The sequence below is a fragment of the Kitasatospora sp. Ki12 genome (assembly GCF_054601375.1).
Genome location: NZ_BAAIHT010000001.1, coordinates 931113 through 956102, shown reverse-complemented (window position 1 = coordinate 956102; position 24990 = coordinate 931113). Strand labels below are relative to the sequence as shown.

General features: G+C 73.5%; 19 protein-coding genes. 13 read left to right on the top strand and 6 right to left on the bottom strand.

Features of this window, described 5'->3' with window-relative positions; all coding sequences use genetic code 11:
* Window positions 1-101 precede the first annotated feature (101 nt).
* The 3 genes from lon (at window position 102) to ACYP53_RS04020 (ending at window position 4400) form a co-directional block, all read left to right on the top strand.
* Entirely contained in the window at window positions 102-2510 is a 2409-nt protein-coding gene (gene lon / locus ACYP53_RS04030) for an endopeptidase La (RefSeq protein ID WP_459646651.1), read from the top strand.
* A gap of 78 nt (window positions 2511-2588) precedes the next feature.
* Window positions 2589-3155, top strand: a complete 567-nt coding sequence (locus ACYP53_RS04025; RefSeq protein ID WP_189915698.1) for a GtrA family protein — start codon at window positions 2589-2591, stop codon at window positions 3153-3155.
* 30 nt (window positions 3156-3185) lie between these two features.
* Window positions 3186-4400, top strand: coding sequence for an ROK family protein (locus ACYP53_RS04020; RefSeq protein WP_189915699.1), 1215 nt, complete (start codon window positions 3186-3188; stop codon window positions 4398-4400).
* Window positions 4401-4499: 99 nt separating this feature from the next.
* Here the strand turns inward: ACYP53_RS04020 and ACYP53_RS04015 are convergent, their stop codons facing one another.
* Complete coding sequence (locus ACYP53_RS04015; RefSeq protein ID WP_459646650.1) at window positions 4500-5540, bottom strand: ABC transporter permease; 1041 nt, start codon at window positions 5538-5540, stop codon at window positions 4500-4502.
* 126 nt (window positions 5541-5666) lie between these two features.
* On the opposite strand from ACYP53_RS04015, the gene ACYP53_RS04010 reads away from it, so the two are divergent.
* Window positions 5667-6116, top strand: a complete 450-nt coding sequence (locus ACYP53_RS04010; RefSeq protein ID WP_459646649.1) for a MarR family winged helix-turn-helix transcriptional regulator — start codon at window positions 5667-5669, stop codon at window positions 6114-6116.
* A 209-nt stretch (window positions 6117-6325) separates the two neighbouring features.
* Window positions 6326-7822 (top strand): MDR family MFS transporter, encoded by a 1497-nt coding sequence (locus tag ACYP53_RS04005; RefSeq protein ID WP_189915855.1) that lies wholly within the window; start codon window positions 6326-6328, stop codon window positions 7820-7822.
* 101 nt (window positions 7823-7923) lie between these two features.
* Here ACYP53_RS04005 and ACYP53_RS04000 read toward each other — a convergent pair whose 3' ends face one another.
* Window positions 7924-8175, bottom strand: a complete 252-nt coding sequence (locus ACYP53_RS04000) for a hypothetical protein (protein ID WP_189915701.1) — start codon at window positions 8173-8175, stop codon at window positions 7924-7926.
* A gap of 26 nt (window positions 8176-8201) precedes the next feature.
* The gene (locus ACYP53_RS03995; RefSeq protein WP_459646648.1) at window positions 8202-9374 is read right to left on the bottom strand and encodes an inorganic phosphate transporter; all 1173 of its coding nucleotides are present in this window, start codon (window positions 9372-9374) and stop codon (window positions 8202-8204) included.
* Window positions 9375-9707: 333 nt separating this feature from the next.
* On the opposite strand from ACYP53_RS03995, the gene ACYP53_RS03990 reads away from it, so the two are divergent.
* Complete coding sequence (locus ACYP53_RS03990) at window positions 9708-11261, top strand: C40 family peptidase (protein ID WP_229928523.1); 1554 nt, start codon at window positions 9708-9710, stop codon at window positions 11259-11261.
* A gap of 64 nt (window positions 11262-11325) precedes the next feature.
* Here ACYP53_RS03990 and ACYP53_RS03985 read toward each other — a convergent pair whose 3' ends face one another.
* On the bottom strand, window positions 11326-13605 hold the full coding sequence (locus ACYP53_RS03985; RefSeq protein ID WP_459646647.1) for an FdhF/YdeP family oxidoreductase: 2280 nt from the start codon (window positions 13603-13605) through the stop codon (window positions 11326-11328).
* A gap of 178 nt (window positions 13606-13783) precedes the next feature.
* Between ACYP53_RS03985 and ACYP53_RS03980 the strand changes: the two genes are divergently transcribed.
* Window positions 13784-15676 (top strand): serine/threonine-protein kinase, encoded by a 1893-nt coding sequence (locus ACYP53_RS03980; protein WP_459646646.1) that lies wholly within the window; start codon window positions 13784-13786, stop codon window positions 15674-15676.
* 27 nt (window positions 15677-15703) lie between these two features.
* On the opposite strand, the gene ACYP53_RS03975 is transcribed toward ACYP53_RS03980, so the two are convergent.
* Entirely contained in the window at window positions 15704-17632 is a 1929-nt protein-coding gene (locus tag ACYP53_RS03975; RefSeq protein ID WP_189915704.1) for an FAD/NAD(P)-binding protein, read from the bottom strand.
* Complete coding sequence (locus ACYP53_RS03970; protein ID WP_459646645.1) at window positions 17629-18582, bottom strand: amino acid ABC transporter permease; 954 nt, start codon at window positions 18580-18582, stop codon at window positions 17629-17631. The genes ACYP53_RS03975 and ACYP53_RS03970 overlap by 4 nt, the downstream gene beginning before the upstream one ends.
* A gap of 651 nt (window positions 18583-19233) precedes the next feature.
* Between ACYP53_RS03970 and ACYP53_RS03965 the strand changes: the two genes are divergently transcribed.
* From ACYP53_RS03965 to ACYP53_RS03940, 6 genes are all read left to right on the top strand, one after another.
* Entirely contained in the window at window positions 19234-20385 is a 1152-nt protein-coding gene (locus ACYP53_RS03965; protein ID WP_459646644.1) for an LLM class flavin-dependent oxidoreductase, read from the top strand.
* Window positions 20382-20879 (top strand): GNAT family N-acetyltransferase, encoded by a 498-nt coding sequence (locus ACYP53_RS03960; protein ID WP_189915707.1) that lies wholly within the window; start codon window positions 20382-20384, stop codon window positions 20877-20879. The genes ACYP53_RS03965 and ACYP53_RS03960 overlap by 4 nt, the downstream gene beginning before the upstream one ends.
* Before the next feature lie 75 nt (window positions 20880-20954).
* Window positions 20955-21902, top strand: a complete 948-nt coding sequence (locus tag ACYP53_RS03955; RefSeq protein WP_189915708.1) for an ABC transporter substrate-binding protein — start codon at window positions 20955-20957, stop codon at window positions 21900-21902.
* A 40-nt stretch (window positions 21903-21942) separates the two neighbouring features.
* The gene (locus tag ACYP53_RS03950; protein ID WP_459646643.1) at window positions 21943-22962 is read left to right on the top strand and encodes an amino acid ABC transporter permease; all 1020 of its coding nucleotides are present in this window, start codon (window positions 21943-21945) and stop codon (window positions 22960-22962) included.
* A 38-nt stretch (window positions 22963-23000) separates the two neighbouring features.
* Entirely contained in the window at window positions 23001-23753 is a 753-nt protein-coding gene (locus ACYP53_RS03945) for an amino acid ABC transporter ATP-binding protein (protein ID WP_189915856.1), read from the top strand.
* A gap of 80 nt (window positions 23754-23833) precedes the next feature.
* Window positions 23834-24823 (top strand): ABC transporter substrate-binding protein, encoded by a 990-nt coding sequence (locus ACYP53_RS03940; protein ID WP_189915710.1) that lies wholly within the window; start codon window positions 23834-23836, stop codon window positions 24821-24823.
* The last annotated feature ends 167 nt before the right edge of the window (window positions 24824-24990 follow it).

The window sequence follows — 24990 nt, the reverse complement described above, 5'->3', positions numbered from 1 at the left end:
GGCCGGATCGTGTTCGCTCACGGCGAACCAGGTGCCGGGAACAACCGGCGCCCGCCGAGCCTTAGTCAGGTCGACTCAACTTCACTGACTGGGGAGAGATCATGGCATCGACGTCCACACCGCTCACCCTGCCCGTGCTGCCGCTCGACGACGAGGTCGTCCTGCCGGGCATGGTCGTCCCGCTGGACCTGAAGGACACCGAGGTACGCGCCGCCGTCGAGGCCGCCCGGGCCGCGGACACCGGCGGCAAGCCGCAGGTCCTGCTGGTCCCGCGGGTGGACGGCTCGTACGCGGCGGCCGGCACGCTGGCCGTCGTGGAGCAGGTCGGCCGGCTGGCCGACGGCCCGAACGCCGACGGGCAGCCGGTCGCGCTGGTGCGCGCCGTCCGCCGGCTCCGGATCGGCGTCGGCACCACCGGCCCCGGCGCCGCCCTCTGGGTGGAGACCACGCCCTTCCGGGAGTCCTCGGTGGGCACCCCGGTGGCCGGCCGGGCCGCCGAGCTGGTCAAGGAGTACAAGGCGCTCTCCACCCAGTGGCTGCGCCGGCGCGGCGCCTGGCAGATCGTCGACCGGGTCGCGCAGATCGAGGGCGTCGGCGAGCTCGCCGACAACATCGGCTACGCGCCCTTCGTCACCGCCGAGCAGAAGCTCAAGGTGCTGCTGGAGGCCGACCAGGTCGCCCGGCTGGAGTACGCGCTGACCCTGCTGCGCGACCACCTCGCCGAGGAGGAGGTCAACGACACCATCCGCAAGGACGTCGAGGAGGGCGTGGCCAAGCAGCAGAAGGAGTTCCTGCTCCGCCGCCAGCTGGAGGCCGTCCGCAAGGAGCTGGCCGAGCTGAACGGCGAGGCGGCCGACGAGGAGGGCGACTACCGCGCCCGGGTCGAGGCCGCCGACCTCCCCGAGAAGGTCCGCGAGGCGGCGCTCAAGGAGGTCGACAAGCTGGAGCGCTCCTCCGACCAGTCGCCCGAGGGCTCCTGGATCCGCACCTGGCTGGACACCGTCCTGGAGCTGCCCTGGAACGAGCGCACCGAGGACGCGTACGACATCGCCGGTGCCCGCGCGGTGCTGGACGCCGACCACGCCGGCCTGACCGACGTGAAGGAGCGCATCGTCGAGTACCTGGCCGTCCGCAAGCGGCGGTCCGACCAGGGGCTCGGCCTGATCGGCGGGCGCCGAGGGGGCGCGGTGCTGGCCCTGGTCGGGCCGCCCGGGGTCGGCAAGACCTCGCTCGGTGAGAGCGTGGCCCACGCCATGGGCCGCAAGTTCGTCCGGGTCGCGCTCGGCGGCGTCCGGGACGAGGCCGAGATCCGCGGCCACCGGCGCACCTACGTCGGCGCCCTGCCCGGCCGTCTGGTGCGGGCGATCAAGGAGGCCGGCTCGATGAACCCGGTCGTCCTGCTCGACGAGATCGACAAGGTCGGCTCCGACTACCGGGGGGACCCGGCCGCCGCCCTGCTGGAGGTACTGGACCCGGCGCAGAACCACACCTTCCGGGACCACTACCTGGAGGTCGAGCTCGACCTCTCCGACGTCGTCTTCCTCGCCACCGCCAACGTGCTGGAGTCCATCCCCGAGCCGCTGCTCGACCGGATGGAGCTGGTCCGGCTGGACGGCTACACCGAGGACGAGAAGGTCGTCATCGCCCGCGACCACCTGCTCCCGCGCCAGCTGGAGAAGGCCGGCCTCGGCGGTGAGCAGGTCAGCGTGGACGAGTCGGCGCTGCGCCGGCTCGCCGGGGAGTACACCCGGGAGGCGGGCGTCCGGAACCTGGAGCGCTCGATCGCCCGGGTGCTGCGCAAGATCGCCGCGCAGGCCGAGCTGGGCGAGCGCGAGCTGCCCGCCGCGGTCGGCGCCCAGGACCTGCGCGCGCTGATCGGCCGGCCGCACCACGTGCCGGAGGCCGCCCAGGAGCCGGCCGAGCGCCGCACCGCCGTCCCCGGCGTGGCCACCGGCCTCGCGGTGACCGGCGCCGGCGGCGACGTCCTCTACATCGAGGCCTCGCTCGCCGACGCCGAGACCGGCGGCACCGGGCTGACCCTCACCGGGCAGCTGGGCGACGTGATGAAGGAGTCCGCGCACATCGCGCTCTCCTACCTGCGCTCGCGCGGCGCCGAGCTGGAGCTGCCGGTCACCTCGCTGCGCGACCGCGGCGTGCACCTGCACGTCCCGGCCGGGGCCGTCCCCAAGGACGGGCCGAGCGCCGGCATCACCATGACCACCGCGCTGGCCTCGCTGCTCTCCGGCCGCAAGGTGCGCACCGACGTGGCGATGACCGGCGAGGTGTCGCTCACCGGGCGGGTGCTGCCGATCGGCGGGGTGAAGCAGAAGCTGCTCGCCGCCGACCGGGCCGGGGTCACCACGGTGATCATCCCCAAGCGCAACGAGGCCGACCTGGACGACGTCCCGGCCGAGGTGCTGGAGCGGCTCACCGTCCACCCGGTCGCGGACGTCCGCGAGGTGCTGGAGCTGGCGCTGGAGCCGGCCGAGGTGCTGGCCGTCGCGGCCTGACCGGCGCCGCCCGGCCGTCGGCCCCCCGGATCTCAGATCCGGGGGGCCGACGGCATCCCCGCGTGCGAGACTGCGGAGATGCCGTCCCCCACGCAGCGCGCGCTGGCCCGGGTGCCGGACCGGCTGCGCCCCTTCCTGGTGCGGCACCGCCGGCTGGTGAAGTTCCTGCTGGTCGGGAGCGGCTGCTTCGTGCTCACCACGGTGATCAACCTCGAACTCAAGTTCACCGTGCTGCAGCACAAGCCGGTGGTCGCCCTCACCGTCGCGACCGTGATCGCCACCGTCGTCTCGTACGTGCTGAACCGCCGCTGGGCCTTCCGGTCCGGCGGCCGGCAGCGTGAGGTCCTGCTGTTCTTCCTGGTCAGCGCGGTGGCGATCGGCGTCAACGACGTACCGCTGGTGATCTCCCGGTACGTCCTGGACCTGCGCGAGCCGTTCGTCAGCCCCTTCGCCCAGGAGGCCGCGGACTTCCTCAGCGGCATGGTCGTCGGCACCTTCGTCGCGATGCTGTTCCGCTTCTGGGCGATGCAGCGGTGGGTCTTCACCCGGCTCGCCGACCGCCCCGGCGCCGAGCCCGCCCTGGTCCGCACGACGGCCCCGGAACCCGGTTACGCTGCACCCGAAATGCGGCGGGATGTCCCGTAGCAGCCGTAGCAAAGGGGCGAGGTGAGCCTGATGCGCGAGCCGGACGGCGTCCGGACCGGGCCCGCCAGCCAGCAGGGCATGCGCCGGGCCAACCTGGCCCTGGTGCTCGGGGTGATCGCGAGCGGACCGCGCTCGCGCGCCGAGGTGGCCGCCGAGACCGGACTGACCAGGGCCGCGGTCTCCTCCCTCACCGAACAGCTGATCGCCGGCGGCCTGGTGGTCGAGGCGGGCCCCGCCACGCCCAGCGGCAAGGTCGGCCGCCCCGGCACCGCGCTCGGACTCAACCCGCTCGGCCCCGGCGGCCTCGGCGCCGAGATCGGCGTCCGGCACCTGGGCGCCTGCGTGGTCGACCTGCGCGGGGAGGTTCGGGCGGTACGGCGCCGCGAGGTCGCCAACCACGGCCGGGAGCCCGCCGCCGTCATGGCCGACCTCGCCGCGCTGCTGCGCGCGGCCGTCGCCGAGGCCGGCCTGCGCCCGGCCGGGCTCACCCTGGCCGTGCCCGGGCTGGTCGACACCTCCGGCGCCCTGCTGCGGCGGGCCGCCAACCTGGACTGGCAGGACGTCCCGCTGGCCGCCGAACTGCGCGCCGCGCTGCGCCCGGCCGCGGACGGCCTGGCCGAACTGCCCGTCGAGGCCGACAACGAGGCCAACCTCGGCGGACTGGCCGAGCGCTGGCTGGGCGACGGGCCGGAGGACTTCCTCTACGTCTCGGCCGAGGCCGGGGTCGGCGCGGCGATCGTGGTCGGCGGACGCCTGCTGCGCGGCGCGCGCGGCTACGCGGGCGAGTTCGGCCACGTGCCGGTCCACCCGGGCGGACCCCGCTGCGCCTGCGGCGCCCACGGCTGCCTGGAGCGGTACGCGGGCGACGCGGCGGTGCTGCGGGCGGCCGGGCTGGCCGGCGCCCGGGGCGACTGGGTGCCGCTGCTCGCCGAGCGCGCCGCGGCCGGCCAGGAGTCGGCCCGCGCCGCCCTGGCCGGGGCCGGCTCGGCGCTCGGCATCGCGGCCGCCGGAGCCGTCAACCTGCTGGACCCGGCCGAGGTGGTCCTGGGTGGCGGCTACGCCCGGCTGGCGCCCTGGCTGCTCCCCGCGATGCGCGCCGAACTGACCGCCCGGGTGACCGTCCGGCCGTGGTCGGAGGACCGGCTGACCGTCTCCCGGCTGGGCCGTCGCGGCCCGCTGCTGGGAGCCGCGGTGAGCGTGGTGCGGGCCATCGTCGCCGACCCGGCCCCGCTCGCGGGCGGCTGACCGGCCCGTGCGCGCCGCCCCGCCCGTGCGTGCCGCCCCGGGACGCGCCGAGCCCCCGGCCGGTGGGGCCGGGGGCTCGGGGGCAGAGGGGGAGCGGGATCAGGCCGCGACGGCCACGGGCTCGCGCTCCTCGGCGCGGGTCCCGCGGACGACGCCCAGGAAGGCGACGCCGATGCCGATCAGCGCCCAGACGACCAGCACCAGGATCGGCATCCCCAGGTTGGTGGAGCCGAAGTAGGCGATCGACTTGGTGGCGGCGGTGCCGGCGCCGTTCGGGATCACCGAGCCGATGGCCCGCCAGAACGGCGGCATCATCGGCGCCGGGTAGACCCCGCCCGCGCTCGGGTTGCCCAGGACGACGAAGACCAGCACCGCGAGGCCGATGCCGATGATCCCGAACAGGCACTGCAGCGCCATGGTGAACGCGCCGACCGAGAAGACCACCAGGGCCCCGATGGCGGTGAGCGAGAGGATCGAGCCCGGCAGGGCGTCCAGCACCGGCCCGGCGATGATCGTGCCGCCGAGGCCGGCCGCGACCGAGTAGAGCGCCAGGACACCCAGCCGGATCAGCAGGCGGTGGGCGTTGGCCGGCTTGGAGCCGGCGCTGATGCCGAGGATCGAGGCGACCAGGTAGCCGCCGACGCACCAGCCGATGACCAGGTAGAAGGAGGAGAGGCCGTTGGTGTCGCCCTTGGCGAGCGGCAGGACGTCCTCGACCTTGACCGTACGGCCCTGGCTCCTGTCGATCGCGGTGGTGATGGTCTCGGCGGCCTTGGCGGCGGACGGGCCGCGGGCGCCGCCGACCAGCAGGGTGTCCTCGGTGCCGGTCGGGTTCACGACCCAGGCGGCGTAGATCTTCTGGTCCTTGATCTGCGCGGTCGCGGTCTCGGCGTCCGGCGCGGTGACGGCCTTGACGGCGTCGTTCGGGACCGCCTCCAGCGCCCCGACCAGCTTGGGGGCGACCTGCGGCGGGGCGACCACCGCGATGGAGAGGTTCTGCGGGGCCGGCTTGTGCAGTGCCCCGATGTAGGAGGTGATGAACCCGAGCTGGAGCAGCAGCACCCCGATCACGAGCAGTGCCGCGCGCGGGGTGACCGCGCTCTTCAGTTCGGCGACGAAACCCTGCCCCGGGGCTGCCATCCACATCTCCTTGCGTATCGGGGAAAAACGGATCTTCCAGAACCGATACTTCATACCATGAAGTAGTTGGCTTGTCGCACCTCCCGCGCCGCGGGCGGCCCGGGGGCACTGGGCGATACTGGCGCGGTGAGCGACGAGGAAGCCCTGGTGGCGGTGGAGCGCGAGGTCGCGCTGATGTTCCGGCGGGGCCGGGCCAGAGTGGCGGAACTCTCACGCCGGGTGCACCCCGGGCTGGAGGGGATGGCGTACAGCCTGCTCGGTTACGTCGAGCAGGCCGGGAGGGTCCGGGTGACCGACGTCGGCGCCCACTTCACGGTGGGCAAGGCGACGGTGAGCCGGCAGATCCGCGCGCTGGAGGAGCTCGGGCTGGTGGCCCGGGAGGCCGACCCGCTGGACCGCCGGGCCGCGCTGGTGTCGCTGACCGAGGACGGGCGGCGGCGCTACCTGGCCGCCCGGGACGCCCGGATGCGGCGGGTGCGCGAGGTGATGGGCGGCTGGTCGCAGGAGGACACGGTGCGCTTCGCTGAGCTGCTGCACCGGTTCAACGACGTGCTGGCGGAGCCGCCGGTCGACTGACCGGGGTCCGCGGCGGTGCGCCCCGGTCGGCGGCGCCGGTCTCTTTACCTGGCCTTGAAGAAAGTTGCCTAATTCAACCATCTCATCTTATGGTTGCTTAAGGCAACGAACTTTCATGATGCGCGTATCCCGCACGCCTGCGCCGAAGGACCCAGATGACCGTGACCACCGAGGCCGCGAGCGGCACCGCCGCCGTCGACGACCGACAGATGACCCACCGACAGGTGATGGAGGCGCTCTCCGGCCTGCTGCTCGGCCTCTTCGTGGCCGTGCTCTCCTCGACCGTCGTCTCCAACGCCCTGCCGCACATCCTGGCCGACCTGCACGGCGGCCAGTCCGCGTACACCTGGGTGATCACCGCGGCGCTGCTCACCCTCACCGCCTCCACCCCGATCTGGGGCAAGCTCTCCGACCTCGCCAGCAAGAAGCTGCTGCTGCAGATCGCCCTGCTGATCTACATCGCGACCTCCGCGCTGGCCGGCCTGTCGCAGAACACGGCCGAGCTGATCGCCTGCCGCGCGCTGCAGGGCGTCGGCGCCGGCGGTGTCGTCGCGCTGGGCCAGATCTGCCTGGCCGCGATGGTCCCGCCGCGCGAGCGCGGCCGGTACAGCGGCTACTTCGGCGCCGTCTTCGCCCTCGCCACCATCGGCGGCCCGCTGATCGGCGGCGTCATCGTGGACACCTCCTGGCTGGGCTGGCGCTGGTGCTTCTACGTCGGCATCCCGTTCGCGGTGGCCGCGATCCTGGTGGTGCAGCGGACCCTCAAGCTGCCGGTGGTCAAGCGCAAGGCGAAGATCGACTACCTGGGCGCGCTGGTCATCACCGCCTCGGTCAGCCTGCTGATGATCTGGATCACGCTGGCCGGCAAGAACTACGCCTGGCTGTCCTGGCAGACCGCGGCCATGGTCGGCGGCGGCCTGGTGCTGGGCGCGCTCGCCGTCGTGGTCGAGCGCCGCGCCGCCGAGCCGATCATCCCGCCGGACCTCTTCAAGTACCGGACCGTCACCCTGTCCGCCCTCGCCAGCGTGCTGGTCGGCGTCGGGATGTACGGCGCGACCACCTTCCTCAGCCAGTACTTCCAGCTGGCCCGCGCCAAGTCCCCGACGATGGCCGGTCTGATGACCCTGCCGATGATCCTCGGCCTGGCGGTCTCCTCCGCCGTGGCCGGGCGGCTGATCACCAAGTACGGCCGGTGGAAGGCCTACCTGGTCGCCGGCACCGCGCTGCTCGCGGTCGGCTTCGGCCTGCTGGGCACCGCCCGGGCCGACACGGACTACGTGCTGCTCTCCGTCTACATGGCGATCACCGGCGTCGGCCTCGGCCTGACCAGCCAGAACCTGGTGCTCGCGGTGCAGAACACGGTGCCCCGGCACGAGCTCGGCGCGGCCAGCTCGGTGGTCACCTTCTTCCGCACCATGGGCGGCGCGATGGGCGTCTCCGCGCTCGGCGCGCTGATGACGAACAAGGTCGGCCACTACCTGACGGAGAACCTGGCCGCCGCGCACATCCCGGCCGGGCACGCGGCGACCGGCGGCGGCATCCCGGACCTGCACAAGCTGCCCGCCCCGATCCTCCCGCTGGTGACCGACGCCTTCGGCCACGGGGTCGGCACCGTCTTCCTGTGGGCCGCCCCGTTCGCCGCGCTGGCCTTCGTCACCGTGCTGTTCATCCGGGAGACGGTGCTGAAGACCACCCAGGAGAACTGACCACCCGGGAGAACCGACCGCCGGGGAGCGGGCCGAGGGGATACGCAAACGGGCCGGGGAGTGTCGAGACACTCCCCGGCCCGTTGCTCGTGCCGCGGCGGCTACTTGCCGGCGATCAGCATCAGTCCGTAGCCGACCGTCGCGGCGCAGGCCGCGAAGCAGACGTACGCGCCGGCCAGGGCCAGCTTGGCCCCGCCCGCGGCCGGGGCGCCCGAGCCCTCGCGGGCGGCGCTCAGCGAGGCCTCGCGGCGGGACAGGGCCAGGATGCCGAGGGCGAAGACGGCGACGACGGCGACGGTGATGCCGAAGCTGAAGCCGGCGGTCTGCGCCAGGGCGTTCCACTTGATGTGCATGGTGAGTGCTCCTCAGCCTGCGGCGCTCAGGCCGCGACCGTGGTCGAGGCGGGGGTGGGGACGTTCGCGGTGACGGTGGGCGCCACCTCGACCGGGGTGACGTCGTTGACGTTGTCCGCGCCGACCGGCTGGCGGCGGGAGATCAGCCACATCGCGCCCGAGCCGGACACCAGCGCGACGCCGACCAGGACGATGCCCCAGGTGCCCTGCTCGGCCAGCAGGGCCGCGCCGCCGGAGACCAGCGCGGCGGCCGGCAGGGTCAGGCCCCAGGTGTAGACCATGCGGCGGACCAGGCTCCAGCGCAGCTCGCCCTTCGGGCCGCCGAGGCCGGCGCCCATGATGCCGCCGGAGCAGACCTGGGTGGTGGAGAGGCCGAAGCCCATGTGCGAGGAGGTCAGGATGACGGTCGCGGCGGCCGACTCGGAGGCGAAGCCCTGCGGCGGACGGATGTCGGCCAGGCCCTTGCCCATCGAGCGGATGATCCGCCAGCCGCCCATGTAGGTGCCGAGCGCGATCGCGGCACCCGCGGAGACGATCACCCAGGTGGGCGGCAGCGCGCCGTGCGGCAGGGCGCCGACCGAGACCAGGGTCAGGGTGATGATGCCCATCGTCTTCTGGGCGTCGTTGGTGCCGTGCGCCAGCGAGATCAGCGAGGACGAGAAGATCTGGCCGGTCTTGAAGCCCTTCTCGGTGGCCGCGGCGTCGCCCTTGCGGGTGATCGCGTAGGCCAGCTTGGTCGCGCCCCAGGAGGCGAGTCCGGCGACGAACGGGGAGGCGACCGCGGGGATGATGATCTTGGTGACCACGGTGTCGAAGTTGACGCCGTTCATGCCGACGCCGACGATCGTGGCGCCGATCAGGCCGCCGTACAGCGCGTGCGAGGAACTGGACGGCAGGCCGCGCAGCCAGGTCAGCAGGTTCCAGAGGATCGCTCCGGCCAGTGCGGCGAAGATGATCTCGGGATGGACCCCGGCCTTCTCGTTGACGATGCCGCCGGAGATGGTGGTGGCGACCTTCACGGAGAGGAACGCGCCCGCGAAGTTGAGGACGGCCGCGATGGTGACCGCGACCTTCGGACGAAGAGCTCCGGTCGCGATCGCGGTGGCGGCCGCGTTGGCGGTGTCGTGGAACCCGTTGGTGAAGTCGAAGGCGAGCGCCGTGATGATCACAACGGCCACCAGGAACGAGATGTGTTCCATACCCAAACAATCGTCTTAGTTGTCGCACGGACGTTGATGACTGTCGCGACCGTAGGTCGGCTGGGTAAACGGAAGGTGAACTGAGCCGGGAATCGTGGTTCCGATGGTGGACCCAGGGTGTCCGTAAGCTTTCGTTCGGGTGGCCGAGGCCCCGCTGAACTGGACATTAGCGAAGAACGCCCTGGTTCGTTCGGGTTTGCTGAGACCTGTCTCACAGATCAATCGAGAATTAACCTCCCGGTCCGCGTGCGCCCTGTTTCCGGCGAGTAACACGTGGGAGGATCTGCGGGATCCGGGAGACCGGGACAGGGCACGGGCGGGGAGGACCAACCCATGGGCGGGGCTGCACAGCGTACGGAGACGGCAGGCGTACGCCCCTGGGTACGGGCGGCCCTGCGCTGCGGAGCCGTTCTCGCGGCCGCCGCGCTCGCCCTGCCGGCCGCCGCCGGAGCCGCCTGGGCCGCGCCCGACCCGGGCACCGGGACGGTCGTCGCCGGCTCCGATCCGCTCGCCGCCGCCAAGGCCACCCTCGGCCCGCTGCTCGACCAGTTGCACGCCCTCTACCAGAGCGCCGAGGCCGCCACCGAGCAGTACAACGGCGCGGTCGCCAAGGTGACCGAGCAGCAGGCCTCGCTCACCGACCTCCAGGGCCGGCTGGAGCGCCAGCAGAAGCAGGTCGACGCCGGCACCGACATCGCCTCGCAGCTCGCCGCCGCCCAGTACCGCAACGGCGCCGCCTCCGCCTACGCCGAACTGCTGCTCTCCAAGGACCCGTACGAGGCGGTCACCATCGCCGAACTGCTCGCCACGGCCAGCCGCTCCCAGTCGGAGTTCCTGAACCGGCTGAAGAGCGACCGGGACGAGCTGGACGGGCTGAAGAAGCAGACCGAGGAGGCCCTGAAGACCTCCCAGAGCCTGGTCGCCCAGCAGGACGCCGCCAAGGCCAAGGCGGCCGCCGACCTCACCGCCGTCGAGCAGGCCGTCGCCTCGCTGACCGGTGCGCAGCGCACCGAGCTGGAGCAGCTGGAGAAGGCCAAGGCCGACGAGGCCCAGCTCGCCTTCCTCGCCTCCGGGGCGCTCGGCAAGGGCGAGCGCACCCCCTCCCTGCAGGGGCGCGGGGCGATCGCCTTCGCGCTGGCCCAGGTGGGCAAGCCGTATCTGTGGGGCGGCACCGGACCGGACGCCTACGACTGCTCCGGCCTCACCTCGCAGGCCTGGCTGCACGCCGGCAAGGCGATCCCGCGCACCAGCCAGGAGCAGTGGGCGCAGCTGCCGCACGTCGCGCTGAACCAGCTGCGGCCCGGCGACCTGGTGGTCTACTTCCAGGACGCCTCGCACATCGGGATGTACATCGGCGGCGGGCTGATCGTGCAGGCGCCCCGCCCGGGCGCGTTCATCAAGGTGTCGCCGATCGGCTCGATGCCGATCCTCGGCGCCGTCCGGCCGGACCCGTCCGGCGCGGCCGACGACGCGGGCGGCACCTGGAAGGTCCCGGACCTGCCGGCCGGCTGGGACGCCGTCACCCCGATCGCGCCCAGCCCGGCCAAGCCGACCCCGCCGGCCACCCAGCCCACCACGCCGCCGGCCACCCCGGGCCAGCCCACCGGCACCCCGACCACCCCCGGCGGCACCCCGACCGACCCGGGCACGCCCTCGGGCACCGGCACGCCGGCCCCGACGCAGACGCCGACCGGCACCCCGACCGGCACCCCGACCCCGACCGGGACCCCGGGCACCCCGACTCCGACCGGCACCCCGGGCACGCCCACCCCGACCGGGACCGGGACCGGCACCCCGGCGGGCACCCCGAGCGGGACCGGCTCGGCCACCGCCTCCCTCCCCGGCACCGCCACGGCCACCCTGCCGCTGGGGACGCCGACCCACTGACGGGTCCACCCACGCGGAGGCCGCCCCACGTCCGAGGACGGGGGCGGCCTCCGCGCGTCCGGGGCTATTCGCCGCTGTCGGGCTCGAAGCGGATGACGACCGACTTGGAGGTGGGGGTGTTGCTGATGTCCGCGGTGGAGTCCAGCGGCACCAGGACGTTGGTCTCCGGGTAGTAGGCCGCCGCCCCGCCGCGGGCGACGGGGTAGTGGACGACACGGAAGTGCGGGGCGCGCCGCTCGACGCCGTCCTTCCACTCGCCGACCAGGTCGACGTACTCGCCCTCGGTGAGGCCCAGGTCGGCGGCGTCGTCGGGGTTCACCAGCACGACGCGGCGGCCGCCCTTGATGCCGCGGTAGCGGTCGTCGAGGCCGTAGATCGTGGTGTTGTACTGGTCGTGCGAGCGCAGGGTCTGCAGCAGCAGGCGGCCCGGCGGGACCTCGGGGGCGGTCAGCGGGTTGACGGTGAAGTTGGCCCGGCCCGTCGCGGTCGGGAAGGTACGGGAGTCGCGCGGGCCGTGCGGCAGGGTGAAGCCGCCGGGGCGGCGGACCTTCTCGTTGTAGTCCGCGAAGCCCGGGACGACGCGGGCGATCCGCTCGCGCAGGGTGTCGTAGTCGTTCGCGAAGTCCTCCCACGGCAGGGTGTCCCGCGGGCCGAGGACGGCGCGGGCGAGGCGGCAGACGATCGCGGTCTCGGAGAGCAGGCCCGGCGCGGGCGGACGCAGTCCGCCGCGGGAGGCGTGCACCTGGCCCATCGAGTCCTCGACGCTGACGAACTGGGCGCCGGCACCGGTGACGTCCCGGTCGGTGCGGCCCAGGGTGGGCAGGATCAGGGCGCGGGCGCCGGTGACCACGTGCGAGCGGTTGAGCTTGGTGGAGACGTGGACGGTGAGCCGGCAGCGGCGCATCGCCGCCTCGGTGACCTCGGTGTCCGGGGTGGCCGCGACGAAGTTGCCGCCCATCGCGAAGAAGACCTTGACCTTGCCGTCGCGCATCGCGCGGATGGTGTCGACCGAGTCGAGGCCGTGCTCGCGCGGCGGCTCGAAGCCGAACTCGTTCTCCAGCGCGTCGAGGAAGGCCTTGGCGGGGCGCTCGAAGATGCCCATCGTCCGGTCGCCCTGGACGTTGCTGTGCCCGCGCACCGGGCAGACGCCGGCGCCGGGACGGCCGACGTTGCCGCGCAGCAGCAGGAAGTTGACCACCTCGCGGATGGTCGGGACGGCGTGCTTGTGCTGGGTGAGGCCCATCGCCCAGCAGACGATGATCTTCTTCGAGCCCAGCACCAGCCGGCCGAGCTCCTCGATCTGCTCCCAGGGCAGGCCGGTCGCGGCGAGCACCTCCGCCCGGTCCGTCGTCCGGGCCTGGGCCTCGAACTCCTCGAAGCCGTGGCAGTGTTCGGTGACGAAGGCGTGGTCCACGCCGTCCTGCTCCAGGACGATCCGGTTGAGCGCGCGGAACAGCGCGAGGTCCCCGCCGAGGCGGATCTGCAGGAAGAGGTCGGTCAGCTTGGTGCCGTGGCCGACCAGGCCGCGGGCGTTCTGCGGGTTCTTGAACCGCTCCAGCCCGGCCTCCGGCAGCGGGTTGACGCTGACGATCGTGGCGCCGGCCCGCTTGGCCCGCTCCAGCGCGGAGAGCATCCGGGGGTGGTTGGTGCCCGGGTTCTGACCGGCCACGATGATCAGGTCGGCCTGGTAGAGGTCCTTGAGGCTGACGCTGCCCTTGCCGACGCCGAGCGTCTCGGTGAGCGCCGAGCCGGAGGACTCGTGGCACATGTTGGAGCAGTCCGGCAGGTTGTTGGTGCCGAGCCGGCGGGCGAACAGCTGGTACGCGAAGGCGGCCTCGTTGCTGGTGCGGCCGGAGGTGTAGAAGGCGGCGCCGTCCGGGGTGTCCAGGGCGCGCAGCTCCTCGGCGATCAGCGCGAAGGCGTCGTCCCAGGAGACCGGCGTGTAGTGGGTGGCGCCCTCGTCGAGCAGCATCGGCTGGGTGAGCCGGCCCTGCTGGCCCAGCCAGTAGCCGGACCGTTCGGCCAGCTCGGCGACCGGGTGGGCGGCGAAGAACTCGGCGCGGATCCGGCGCTCGGTGGCCTCCTCGGCCACGGCCTTGGCGCCGTTCTCGCAGAACTCGGCGGTGTGCGTCTTGTCCGGCTCGGGCCAGGCGCAGCCCGGGCAGTCGAAACCGTCGGGCTGGTTGACCTTGAGCAGGGTGGCGAGGGTGCGGCGGGCGCCCATCTGCTCCGCGGCCATCCGCAGGCTGTGGCCGACGGCGGGCAGCCCGGCGGCCGCGTGCTGGGGCGCCGACACCTCGGGGGCGTCCTGCGCCGGGTCGCTCTGCGGGGCCTGCTTGGCCATGACCGCTCTCCTCGGCTCTGCTGGATCCGGCCGTACCGCCGGGGCCGCCGCTCCGTCGCGGGGCTCGGTGTCCATCCTTCCACCTGGGCCCAGGGCTCGGGGAGGGGCGGTGGACGGCGTCGGTAGAGTCCTCTCCGTCATGGCGGATGGGTCCGTCAGGGCGGATGGGGAGGGGCGCGTGCGAGTCGGTGACGTCCTGGACGGCCGGTACGAACTGGTGGAGAAGCTCGGCCAGGGCGGTTTCGGGGTGGTGTGGCGGGCCCGGGACACCCGGATGCGGCGGCCGGTGGCGGTCAAGGTCATCGGGCACCACGACGGCGACCAGGCGAAGGCGGCCCTGCGGTTCGTCCGGGAGGCCTGCGCGGCCGGCAACCTCTCGCACCCGCACATCGTGACCGTGCACGACCTCGGCCAGTGCGAGGTCGGCGACCGGGAGGTCACCTTCCTGGTGATGGAGCTGCTCACCGGCCGCACCCTGACCGAGGTGCTGCGCGGCGGACTGCCCGGGCCTGAGCTCAGCCTGCGCTGGGGACGGCAGATCAGCGACGCGCTGGCGACCGCGCACGACGCGGGCATGGTGCACCGGGACATCAAGCCGGACAACGTGATGATCACCGACGCCGGCCACCTCAAGGTCCTGGACTTCGGCATCGCCCAGCTGGACACCGGCGCGGGCGGGCTGACCACCACCGGGACGATCGTCGGCAGCCCGGCGTACATGGCGCCCGAGCGGTGGACCGGCGGCCGGGTGGACGGCCGCGCCGACCTGTACGCGCTCGGCTGCGTCCTGGTCGAACTCTTCACCGGGGCACGGCCGTTCGGCGGCGACTCGACGCCGGTGCTGATGTACCAGCACCTCAACGAGCCGCCCCCGGCACTGGACCCGGCCCAGTTCGGACTGCCGCCGCAGGTGGCCGGGCTGGTCGCGGAGCTGCTGGCGAAGGACCCGGCGGACCGGCCTGCCGACGCCCGGGCGGTCGAACGCAGGCTGGCGGAGCTGGCCGCGGCGCCGGGCGGCGGGGCGGGCGCGCCGGCGGCGGTGCCGACGGTGGTGGACCGGGGCGCGCCCGTGGCGGCCGCGCCCGCGGCCGGGCCGGTGGTGCCGCCCGCGCCGCCCGTCCTGCCCCCGGCCGCTCCGCCGACGGCGCCGCCCGCCGCTCCGCCCGCCGTTCCGCCTGCCGTGCCCGCACCCGCGCCGCCGGTCGCGCCGCCCGTCGCTCCGTCGGTGCTGTCGCCGCTGACGACGCCGCCGGTGCTCGCCGCGCCGCCCTCCGAGGCCGTACGGGCCGCGCTGCGCGAGCGGCGCTCGGCCGCCTACCGGGCGGCGACGGCCGGGGAGTCGGCGATCCTGCTGCAGGCCGTCGCCCAGGAGTGCGTGACCGCGCTCGGCGCGGGCGACCGGGACACCCTGTGCACCTGGCGGGACTTCACCTGGTACCTCAGCCGGGCCGGGGACCTGGACGGCGCGATCCGGCTGCTGACGAGCGTGGTGGACGACATGCGCTCGGTACTCGGCCCGCTCGACCCGGACACCCTCGGCGCCCGCTACCACCTGGTGTGGTGCATCGGCGAGAGCGGCGCGGTGGTCACCGCGATCCGGCTGCTGAACGAGCTGCTGCCCGATCTGCACGCCACCTGGGGCCCGCAGGACACCCGGCTGCTGAAGGCCCGGCACGACCTCGCGGTGCACCACGCCAACCGCAACGACCTGCAGAGCGCGGTGATCCAGCTGCACGCGCTGCTGCCGGACCTCGCCCGGGTGCTGGGCGAGCACCACCCGAGCACCGCGCAGGCCTGGCAGGACCTGGCCGGCTACCAGCAGCGGCTCGCCCGGGCGGGCCGCAGGGGCGCGGGCGGTCCGCAGCGGCGGCGGCCGAGGATGAGCCCGATGGAGGCGCTGGTGCTGGTGCGGCGGCTGCGGGTGTGGGACTTCGCCGGTGACGAGGAGGCGCGGGCCTGCATGGACGCGCTGGACCGCGGGCTCGGCCTGAAGGGCGTCGCGGACGTGGTGTTCGACGCCCCGGACCACGTCTCGGACGAGGACCTGGTGGAGGAGATGTTCGGCCCCTGACGCCCCCGCCCCCCGGCGCGCCCACGCTCACGCCGCCAGCGCCGCCGCCGGCAGCGCGGCCAGTGCCCGCAGCAGGGCCCGGGCGGCCGCGTCGTTCTGCCGGAAGGCGGGGGCGTCGGTGCGCGGCCGGGCGAAGGCGGCGGCCGTGCGCAGGCTGGTGTGCGGGCCGAGCGCGGTGCGGCGCGGGTGCGGGGCGCCGCCCAGGGCCGGGTCGAGCAGCCTGCTGTCGGCGGGGTCGATGGTGACCAGGCCGGAGCGGTGGGTGTGGTCCGGGTCGCTCACCACCTCTTCCACGATCCGCCCGGCGCGGTGCAGTTCGCGCAGGACGGGGTCGAGGGTGCGGGCCAGCGCGTGCTTGGGCAGGTACGCCTCGACGAGCGCCGTCGCGTGGACGGTGTGGCCGGGCACGGTGCCGCCGCCGGCCCGCCAGGTGCCGGTGGCCTCGTCCCGTTCGATCCGGACGTCCGCGCCGAGGAAGCGCACCACCCCGGCCTCGGAGAGCGCGAGCAGCTGGCGCAGCCGGAAGCCGGGCGGCCCGGAGGCGAGGAAGCTGAAGTAGCCGAAGAACCACTCGTCGACGTCCTCGGCGACCGAGCGGGCGGTGAGCCGGCCGCTGGTGAGCACCCGCTGGAGCTGGCCGAAGAGCGAGAGCAGGGCGTAGAAGGCGCCGAGGTCGGCGCTGTGCGCGGGGTCGGCGCGGCGGTCGGCGTCGGCGGCGACGTACGCGCGGAGGTGGGCCTGGAGCTCCTCGGCGGTGCCGAGTTCGAGGCCGGCCAGCGGGTGGTCGAGCCGTTCGAAGTCGATCCGGTCGGCGGGGTCGGGGACGGCCTCGGCGATCAGGGCGGTGAGTTCGGGGGTGTACCAGCCGTGCCGGTCGTACCGGGCGAGGAACTCCGGCCAGGGCAGGGCGGTGCGCCCGGGGTGGGCGTGGAACAGCTCGTGGTAGTGCCCGAAGGCGACCTCCTTGGCCATCAGCGGCCAGAAGTCGCGCCGCAGTCGCAGCGGCCCGTCGGTGGCGAGCACGGCGTCGACGGCGGCGGCGTCGAAGTACCGGGGCAGTGGGGCGCGCGGCCCCTGGAGGCGGTAGTCGGTCTTGGAGTGGTAGGGGACGCCGCGCCGGGAGCCGAGGTGGAGCACCGGTTCGCGGCCGGACGGGCGGTAGCGCAGCGCGTCCCCGTGGCCGGCGGGTTCGAAGCGGCCGCCGCGGCCCTCGGTGAGCAGCGCGATCAGGTCGACGGAGGCCAGGCCGAGGCCGCGCAGCACCACCTGTTCGCCGGGCGCGACGGCCGCCAACTCGGCTTCCACGTCGGCGGAGTAGGCGGGCGGGAGGTGGAAGCGGCCGTGCCGGGCGGCGAACTCGGCGTCGGCGGCGTGCCGCGGATGCGGGGCCGAGTCGAGGTGGCCGAGGGTGAGGGCGACGTGGTCGGCGGTGATCGTCCGGTCGCCGAGGTGGACGGTCTGCGGGCCGTCGGCGGGGCCGTCGATCCGCCGGACGGTGTCCCGGTGGACGGTGACGGTGATGTGCGGCGGCAGGTCGGCGACGGCGCGGCGGAACGCCCAGTCCAGGTAGGCGCTCTGGGCCCGGCGGGTGGGGAAGTCGGTGGGCGCGAGGGTGTCCAGTTCGGCCCGGACGGCCGGGTCGGCCACCTCCCGGTAGGGCGCGAACTCCCGTCGCCGCCCGGCCCATTCGGCGAGCGAGGGGCCGGTGCGGACCGGTCCGTCGAGGGTGGAGCGCTCGTCGGTGAACATGGTGACGTCCTCGGCCATCGAGTTCATCCGCAGCAGCGGGGACTGGTCCTGGCGCCAGATCCGGCCCGCGCCGGGCGGGTGCGGGTCGACCAGGTGGATCGCCAACGGACTGTCGGCGGGCAGGAGTTCGGCGGCGTTGGCGGCGATCCGCTCCAGCAGGCCGGTGCCGCGCGGGCCGGCGCCGACGACGACGAGGGTCGCGGTCATGCCCGCACCACCCGTCGGAAGGCCGCGCGGGCGCGTTGCAGCGGGGTGGGCGGCAGGCCGTCGCGGTCGGCGCCCCTGGCGAAGTGCCGTTCCACGTAGTACTGGCCGATGGAGAGCAGGGTGGTGATCACCAGGTACCAGATGGTGGCGACCATCAGCATCGGGATGACCTGGTACGACTGCAGGTAGACCAGCTGCACGGAGTAGAGCAGGTCGGAGACGGCCAGCACGCTGACGATGCTGGTGCCCTTGAGCGCGCCGATCAGCATGTTCCCGGCGGTCGGCACGATCGCGCGCATCGCCTGCGGTACGACGATCCGGCGCAGCACCCGCCACCGGCCGAGCCCGAGGGCGGCCGCGGCCTCCAGCTGGCCGCGGTCGACGGAGAGGATGCCGCCGCGGATCACCTCGGCGGCGTACGCGCTCTCCAGCAGGGTGAGGCCGATGACGGCGGTCAGGGTGGGGCCGATCAGGTTGACCGTCTTGACGGTGACGAACTCGGGGCCGAAGGGGATGCCCAGGCCGAGCGTCGGGTACAGCGCGCCGATGTTGAAGAAGAACAGCAGCTGCACCAGCGGCGGGGTGGAGCGGAAGATCCAGATGTAGCCCCAACTGAGCGTGCGCAGCACCGGGTTGGTGGAGAGCCGCATGGTGGCGAGGACGGTGCCCAGCACGAAGCCGAGGGCGAGGGTGGCGGCGGTCAGCCAGAGGGTCAGGGCGAGGCCGTTGAGGACGGACCGGGCGGTGAACCAGTCCGCGACCACGCTCCACTGGAAGGCCTTGTTGTCGACCACCGAGGTGACGGCCATCGCGGCCAGCAGCAGCGCGACGGCCGCGGCGGCCCACTGGCCGGGTTTGCGGCGGGCGACGATCCGGGCCTCGGGGGCGGGTGGCGGTTCGGGGCGGTCGAGGGCGGAGGGGAGGGGTAGGACGTCCTGCGGGGTGGCCATGGCGGAGGCTCCTGGCGGGAGTGCGGGCGGGCGGGTACGGCTGCGGTCACGTACGGACGGCCTGGCGGCCGGCCCGCGTCCCTCAACGCGTCCGGCACGGTTGCACTGCACTCCTCCGTGATCGTACGCATGCCCGAACGAGGGCTGTCAAGGACGGTCCGAGGGGTGGAAGCGGGCCGCCGGCGGCTGTCGGAGAAGTGACAGGAGATCGCAACAGTGCGGAAATGATGGGTGGTTGACGCAGGCGCCGGACGGCTGCTCAACTTGAGGACATGTACGCCGAGCAGCCCCTGGTCACCCGCGACCACATCGACTTCGGTCGGGTGTGGTCCGCGGCGTGTCGCGGCTGACCCGACAGCGGCCCTCCGTCCGGCCCTGATCCCGCTCGGCCCGCTCCCTCGGGGAGTCCTCCCTCGGTACGCCCCGCCCCGGGCCGGGACCGCCGTCCGTATCTGACGGCACATCAGGCAAACGCTGTCTAAGCCGACTTCGCACTGCTCTCCGGCACTCTCCCCGCCCCCGCGCCCGGTTCACGCCCCACGCACCCGTGTCCGCGCCACCGTCACGTGCTCGACGGCCGCCCCGCCGCGGCCGCCTCCGGTATGCCCACCCGCAGCCCACCGGATCCCCGCTCACCCGAAAGGTTCCGCCATGCCCGTCGAATTCCTCGGCATCGCCGCCACCGGCGACGGTTCGGAGACCACTCCGCGCACCACCGCCTCCTTCGACCGCGACTACACCCTGCGGCTGGCCCGGGCGCACGAGGACCACGGCTGGGACCGGGTGCTCTTCGCCTACGCGGCCGGCGCCCCGGAGCCGGCTGCCGCGGCGGCCTTCCTCGCCTCCCACCTCGACCGGCTGCAGATCCTGCTGGCGCACCGCCCGAACGTCTCCTACCCGACCTTCGCCGCCAAGACCTTCGCCACCCTGGACCGGATCAGCGACGGCCGGCTGACCGTGCACTTCATCACCGGCGGCAACGACCACGAGCAGCAGCGCGAGGGCGACTACCTCACCAAGGACCAGCGCTACGAGCGCACCCGCGAGTACATCGGCATCGTGAAGAAGGCCTGGACCAGCCGGGAGCCCTTCGACCACGAGGGCCCGCACTACCGCTTCGCCGACTTCGTCTCGGACGTCTTCCCGGTGCAGCAGCCGCGTCCGGCGGTCTCCTTCGGCGGCTCCTCGGACGCGGCCTACGCGGCCGGCGGCGCCGAGGCGGACATCTACTGCCTCTGGGGCGAGCCGCTGGCCCGCACCGCCGAGCAGATCGAGCGGGTGAAGGAGGCGGCCCGGGCCGCCGGACGGACCGACGTGCCGCGGATCCAGGTGGCGTTCCGGCCGATCATCGCGCCGACCGAGGAGCTGGCCTGGGAGAAGGCGCACCGGACGGTCGCCGCGATCCGGGAGCGCCGGGCCTCGGCACCCGGGGCAGCCGCATCTGGGGCCGTGACACCCGAAAACACCGGCTCCCGGCGGCTGATCGAGATCGCCGAGGCCGGCGAGCGGTACGACCGGGCGCTCTGGACCCCGACCGCCGCGGCCACCGGCGGCGCGGGCAACTCCAACGCGCTGGTCGGCACCCCCGAGACGGTCGCCCAGGCGCTGCTGGACTACTACGACCTCGGCGTGGACATCCTCTCGGCCCGCGGCTACCACCTGCTGGACGACGCGATCGACTTCGGCCGCTACGTCATCCCGATCGTCCGCGAGGAGGTCGCCAAGCGGGACGCCGCGAAGGCCGCCGAGCGGGCGGCCCGGGCCGAGCGCGACCGCCACCAGCTGATCGCGGTGCAGGCGTGAGCACGGCACCCGCGGTCGAGTTCCGCCGGGTCACGGTCGACGACCCGCTGGTCGAGCCGCTGCTGCGCGAACTCACCCACGAGTACGTCACCCGGTACGGCCCGGAGGCGCACCGGGAGATGAGCCGCTACCCGGGCGAGGCCTTCGCCGAGCCGCACGGCGTGCTGCTGCTCCTGCTGGAGGACGGCGAGCCGGTGGCCGGCGGCGCGTACAAGCGCTACGACGGGCGCACCGCCGAGGTGAAGCGGATGTGGACGCACTCCGCGCACCGCCGCCGCGGCCTGGCCCGCCGGGTGCTGGCCGAACTGGAGCGGACGGCGGCCGCGGCCGGCTACGCCCGGCTCTACCTCACCACCGGCCCGCGCCAGCCCGAGGCCAGGGGCCTCTACCTGGCCGCCGGGTACACCCCGCTGTTCGACGTCACCGCCGATCCGCTGACGATCGGCCCGCTGCCGTTCGAGAAGGACCTCCCGGTCCTCGCCCGGACCCCCTGAAGCCCTGGGTCCTGGAGCCCAGCCCGCCCTGAAGACCCGCTGACCCCCGCGAACCCCCGTTCCGAAAGGCCCCCCGTGAGAACCACCACCGTCCGCCGCCGCCTGCTCGCGGCCACCGCCCTGCTGCCGGTCCTGGCGCTGGCCGCCTGCGGTTCGGACCCGAAGATCGCGGGCGCGGCGGGGGCGGGCGGTCCGGCCGCCTCCGCCACAGAGGACGTCGTCGCCGCGGTGGCCAGGTCGGAGGCGGCGGCCGCGCTGCTGCCCGAGGAGGTCCGCAGGGCCGGCACGGTGAAGTTCGGCTCCTCCTTCGGCGCGGCGCCCACCGCGTTCTACGTCGACCAGGTCAGCAAGAAGCCCGCCGGGATCGACGTGGACTTCACCGACGCGGTGGCCAAGGTGCTCGGCCTGACCGTGGAGCGGCAGGAGGCCGCGTTCGAGACCATCCTGCCCGCCCTGGACAGCGGGAAGTTCGACGTCGGCACCGGCAACTTCGGGGTCACCGCGGCCCGGCTGAAGACCATCGACTTCGTCACCTACATCGACGACGGCCAGGGCTTCGCGGTGAAGAAGGACAACACCGCGCTGCAGCCGGTCACCGACCTGGTCCAGCTGTGCGGGCTGACCGTCGGCACCGGCGCCGGCACCACCTTCGAGACCACCCTCAACAGCCGGAAGAACGTCTGCACCGACGCCGGGAAGAAGCCGTACGAGGTCAAGGCGTTCAGCGAGAGCGGCGCCCTGCTGACCAGCCTCCAGCAGGGCCGGGTGGACATCGAGATGTCCACCATCAACGGCCTGCGCCACCAGGCCGCGCAGGAGGCCTCCGGGACCCGCTTCCTGGGCGAGTTCCACCGCCTCGACGTGGGCTTCGCCTTCAAGAAGGGCTCGAAGCTCACCCCGGCCTTCCAAGCGGCGGTCAACCAGCTGATCAAGGACGGGACGTACGAGCGGATCCTGCGCAAGTGGGGGGTCGCCGACTCGGCGATCAAGGAGTCGCAGATCAGCCCGCCCGAGCACGCGTGAACGCCGGCCCCGGTCCGACGCCAGGCCCAAGGAGCCTCCGATGACCCTCACCACCGACACCGCCGCGGCCCGCCCCAGACCCGCGGCCGCCGCCGACCACGACCACGGCCACGGCCACGACCTCGACCTCGACGAGCTGGCCGGTCTGCGGACCGTCCCCGCCCGGCACCCGTGGCGCTGGGCGGCCGGGATCGCCGCGCTGGTCGTCCTCGCCCAGTTCGCCCACGGCCTGGCCACCAACCCCGGCTGGGACTGGGCCACCTTCCGGGTCTACTTCACCGCCGACACGATCCTCCAGGCGATCGGCCGGACCCTCGAACTCACCGCCTACGGAACGGTGCTGGGCTTCCTGCTGGGCGCCGGGGTGGCCGCGATGCGGCTGTCCCGCAGCGCGGTGCTGCGGTCGATCGCCTGGGCGTACGTCTGGGTGTTCCGCTCGATCCCGCTGATCGTCCAGCTGGTCTTCTGGTTCAACCTCTCGTACCTGTACAAGCGGTTCGGGTTCGGCATCCCCTTCGGCCCGACCTTCGGCGACTTCGAGACGGTCGGCGTGCTCGGCGCCCTCGGGGCCGCGGTGCTCGGCCTCGGGCTGCACCAGGCCGCGTTCGCCGCCGAGATCATCCGCGGCGGCATCATCGCGGTGGACGCCGGCCAGCGGGAGGCCGCCGCCGCGCTCGGCATCCCGCGGTGGCGGCAGGCCCGGCGGATCGTGCTGCCGCAGGCCATGCGGGGCATCCTGCCGGCCGCCGCCAACGAGGTGATCTCGCTGCTCAAGGGCACCTCGGTGGTCTATGTGATGGCCATCGGCGAGCTCTTCTACCAGACCCAGGTGATCTACGGCCGGACCGGCCGGGTTGTGCCGCTGCTGATGGTCGCCACCGTCTGGTACGTGGTGCTGACCACGGTGCTCTCGATCGGCCAGTACTACGTGGAACGCCACTTCGCCCGGGGCGCGCAGCGCACCCCGCCGCCCACCCCGCTGCAGCGGGCCCGGGCCTTCGTCCACAGCCTGCCGGACCGCACCCGGCCCGCCGCCCGCACCTCCGGAGGACAGTCGTGACCACCCTGACGAAGACCGGGCCGGCCGGGGCCGCCCCGATGGTGCGGGTCCGCGGCCTGCACAAGAGTTTCGGCCGGCTGGAGGTGCTGCGCGGGGTCGACCTGGACGTTCCGGCGGGCTCGGTGACCGTGGTCCTCGGCCCGTCCGGCTCCGGCAAGTCCACCCTGCTGCGGGCGATCAACCACCTGGAGAAGCTGGACCGCGGCCACGTCGCGATCGACGGCGAGCTGATCGGCTACCGGCGCGCCGGGGACCGGCTGTACGAGCTCAAGGAGCGCGAGGTGCTGCGCCAGCGCACCGGCATCGGCTTCGTGTTCCAGAACTTCAACCTGTTCCCGCACCTCACCGTGCTGGAGAACCTGGTCGAGGCGCCGGTCGCCGCGCTGCGCCGGCCCCGGGCCGAGGCGAGGGCGACGGCCCTGGCGCTGCTGGAGCGGGTCGGGCTGGCCGACAAGGCGGCCGCCTACCCCCGGCAGCTGTCCGGCGGGCAGCAGCAGCGGGTGGCGATCGCCCGGGCGCTGGCGCTGGAGCCGAAGGTGCTGCTGTTCGACGAGCCGACCTCGGCGCTCGACCCGGAGCTGGTCGGCGAGGTGCTGGACGTCATCAAGGACCTGGCCCGCAGCGGCACCACGATGATCGTGGTCACCCACGAGATCGGATTCGCCCGCGAGGTCGCCGACACCGTGGTCTTCATGGACGGCGGCGTGGTGGTCGAGCAGGGCCCGCCGGCCGAGGTGCTGGACCGGCCGCGGCAGGAACGCACCCGGGCCTTCCTCGCCAAGGTCCTCTGAGCCCTTCCCCTCCCTTCCCCTTTCCTTTCCTCTCCCCGTTTCCTCTCCCCGTTCCACCTTCACCGAGCAGGAGTTCCGCCATGTCCCTACCCCGTCGCGCCCTCGTGGGCCCGGCCGCCGCGCTCGCCGCCACCCTCGTCCTGGCCGGCTGCGGCAGCGGTGCCACGGGCGCCGCGGCGGAACTCGCCCCGGCCAAGGGCAGCACCGCGCCGGACGGCACCGTGGTCAACCTCTCGCCGAACCAGAACCGGGTCACCACGCCCAAAGTCGACGCGATCGCCGCGCTGGTCCCGGAGGAGATCAGAAAGAAGGGGACGCTGACCGTCGTCGACTCGATCGGCTCCACCCCGCCGCTGGACTTCTACGCCAACGACGACAAGACCATCATCGGCGTCGAGCCCGACATCGCCACCCTGATCGGCGGGGTGCTCGGCCTCAAGGTCGAGTTCAACCCGGTCTCCTGGGAGAACATCTTCGTCGGCCTGGACAGCGGCAAGTACGACGTGGGCCTGTCCAACATCACCGTCACCGAGGCGCGCAAGGAGAAGTACGACTTCGCCACCTACCGGCTGGACGTCCTGGGCTTCGAGACGAAGAAGGGCAGCGGCCTCAAGGTCGCCGGCCCCAAGGACCTCGCGGGCAAGTCGGTCGGCGTCGCCACCGGCACCAACCAGGAGAAGCTGCTGGTCGCCTGGAGCGAGGAGGACGTGCGCAACGGCCTCAAGCCGATCGACATCAAGTACTTCCAGGGCACCGACTACTTCCTGGCGCTCTCCTCCGGCCGGATCGAGGTCTACACCGGCCCCAACCCCAGCCTGTCCTTCCACGCCGTGCAGACCGGCGAGACCGAGGTCGTCGGCACCTACTCGGGCGGCGGGGCCGACGTCCTGGGCAAGATCGCGGCGACCACCAGGAAGGACAACGGCCTGGTCAAGGCCCTCAACGCGGCGATCGACGAGGTGATCAGGAACGGCACGTACGGGCAGGTGCTCAAGCGCTGGGGCCTGGACAACGAGGCGGTGAAGGCCTCCGAGGTCAACCCGCCCGGCCTGCCCAAGCCCAAGCCGTAGTCCGGTCCGGGCCGGCACCGCGCGCCGGCCCGGACCGGCACTCCGGTCCGGGCCGCGCGCAGGACCGGTGCCGGCCGTGACGACATCCGGAAGGGCCGGCCCGCGCTCGTTCACCCGTTCGTCCCCGCCCGCCGCTATGGTGACCCCTCCGACGGCGAACGCCGGGC

Excerpts from the sequence above, each read along its gene's own strand:
- lon (WP_459646651.1), top strand. The coding sequence starts at position 102 with ATGGCATCGACGTCCACACCGCTCACCCTGCCCGTGCTGCCGCTCGAC.
- ACYP53_RS04025 (WP_189915698.1), top strand. The coding sequence starts at position 2,589 with ATGCCGTCCCCCACGCAGCGCGCGCTGGCCCGGGTGCCGGACCGGCTG.
- ACYP53_RS04020 (WP_189915699.1), top strand. The coding sequence starts at position 3,186 with ATGCGCGAGCCGGACGGCGTCCGGACCGGGCCCGCCAGCCAGCAGGGC.
- ACYP53_RS04015 (WP_459646650.1), bottom strand. The coding sequence starts at position 5,540 with ATGGCAGCCCCGGGGCAGGGTTTCGTCGCCGAACTGAAGAGCGCGGTC.
- ACYP53_RS04005 (WP_189915855.1), top strand. The coding sequence starts at position 6,326 with ATGACCCACCGACAGGTGATGGAGGCGCTCTCCGGCCTGCTGCTCGGC.
- ACYP53_RS04000 (WP_189915701.1), bottom strand. The coding sequence starts at position 8,175 with ATGCACATCAAGTGGAACGCCCTGGCGCAGACCGCCGGCTTCAGCTTC.
- ACYP53_RS03995 (WP_459646648.1), bottom strand. The coding sequence starts at position 9,374 with ATGGAACACATCTCGTTCCTGGTGGCCGTTGTGATCATCACGGCGCTC.
- ACYP53_RS03990 (WP_229928523.1), top strand. The coding sequence starts at position 9,708 with ATGGGCGGGGCTGCACAGCGTACGGAGACGGCAGGCGTACGCCCCTGG.
- ACYP53_RS03985 (WP_459646647.1), bottom strand. The coding sequence starts at position 13,605 with ATGGCCAAGCAGGCCCCGCAGAGCGACCCGGCGCAGGACGCCCCCGAG.
- ACYP53_RS03975 (WP_189915704.1), bottom strand. The coding sequence starts at position 17,632 with ATGACCGCGACCCTCGTCGTCGTCGGCGCCGGCCCGCGCGGCACCGGC.
- ACYP53_RS03970 (WP_459646645.1), bottom strand. The coding sequence starts at position 18,582 with ATGGCCACCCCGCAGGACGTCCTACCCCTCCCCTCCGCCCTCGACCGC.
- ACYP53_RS03965 (WP_459646644.1), top strand. The coding sequence starts at position 19,234 with ATGCCCGTCGAATTCCTCGGCATCGCCGCCACCGGCGACGGTTCGGAG.
- ACYP53_RS03950 (WP_459646643.1), top strand. The coding sequence starts at position 21,943 with ATGACCCTCACCACCGACACCGCCGCGGCCCGCCCCAGACCCGCGGCC.
- ACYP53_RS03945 (WP_189915856.1), top strand. The coding sequence starts at position 23,001 with ATGGTGCGGGTCCGCGGCCTGCACAAGAGTTTCGGCCGGCTGGAGGTG.
- ACYP53_RS03940 (WP_189915710.1), top strand. The coding sequence starts at position 23,834 with ATGTCCCTACCCCGTCGCGCCCTCGTGGGCCCGGCCGCCGCGCTCGCC.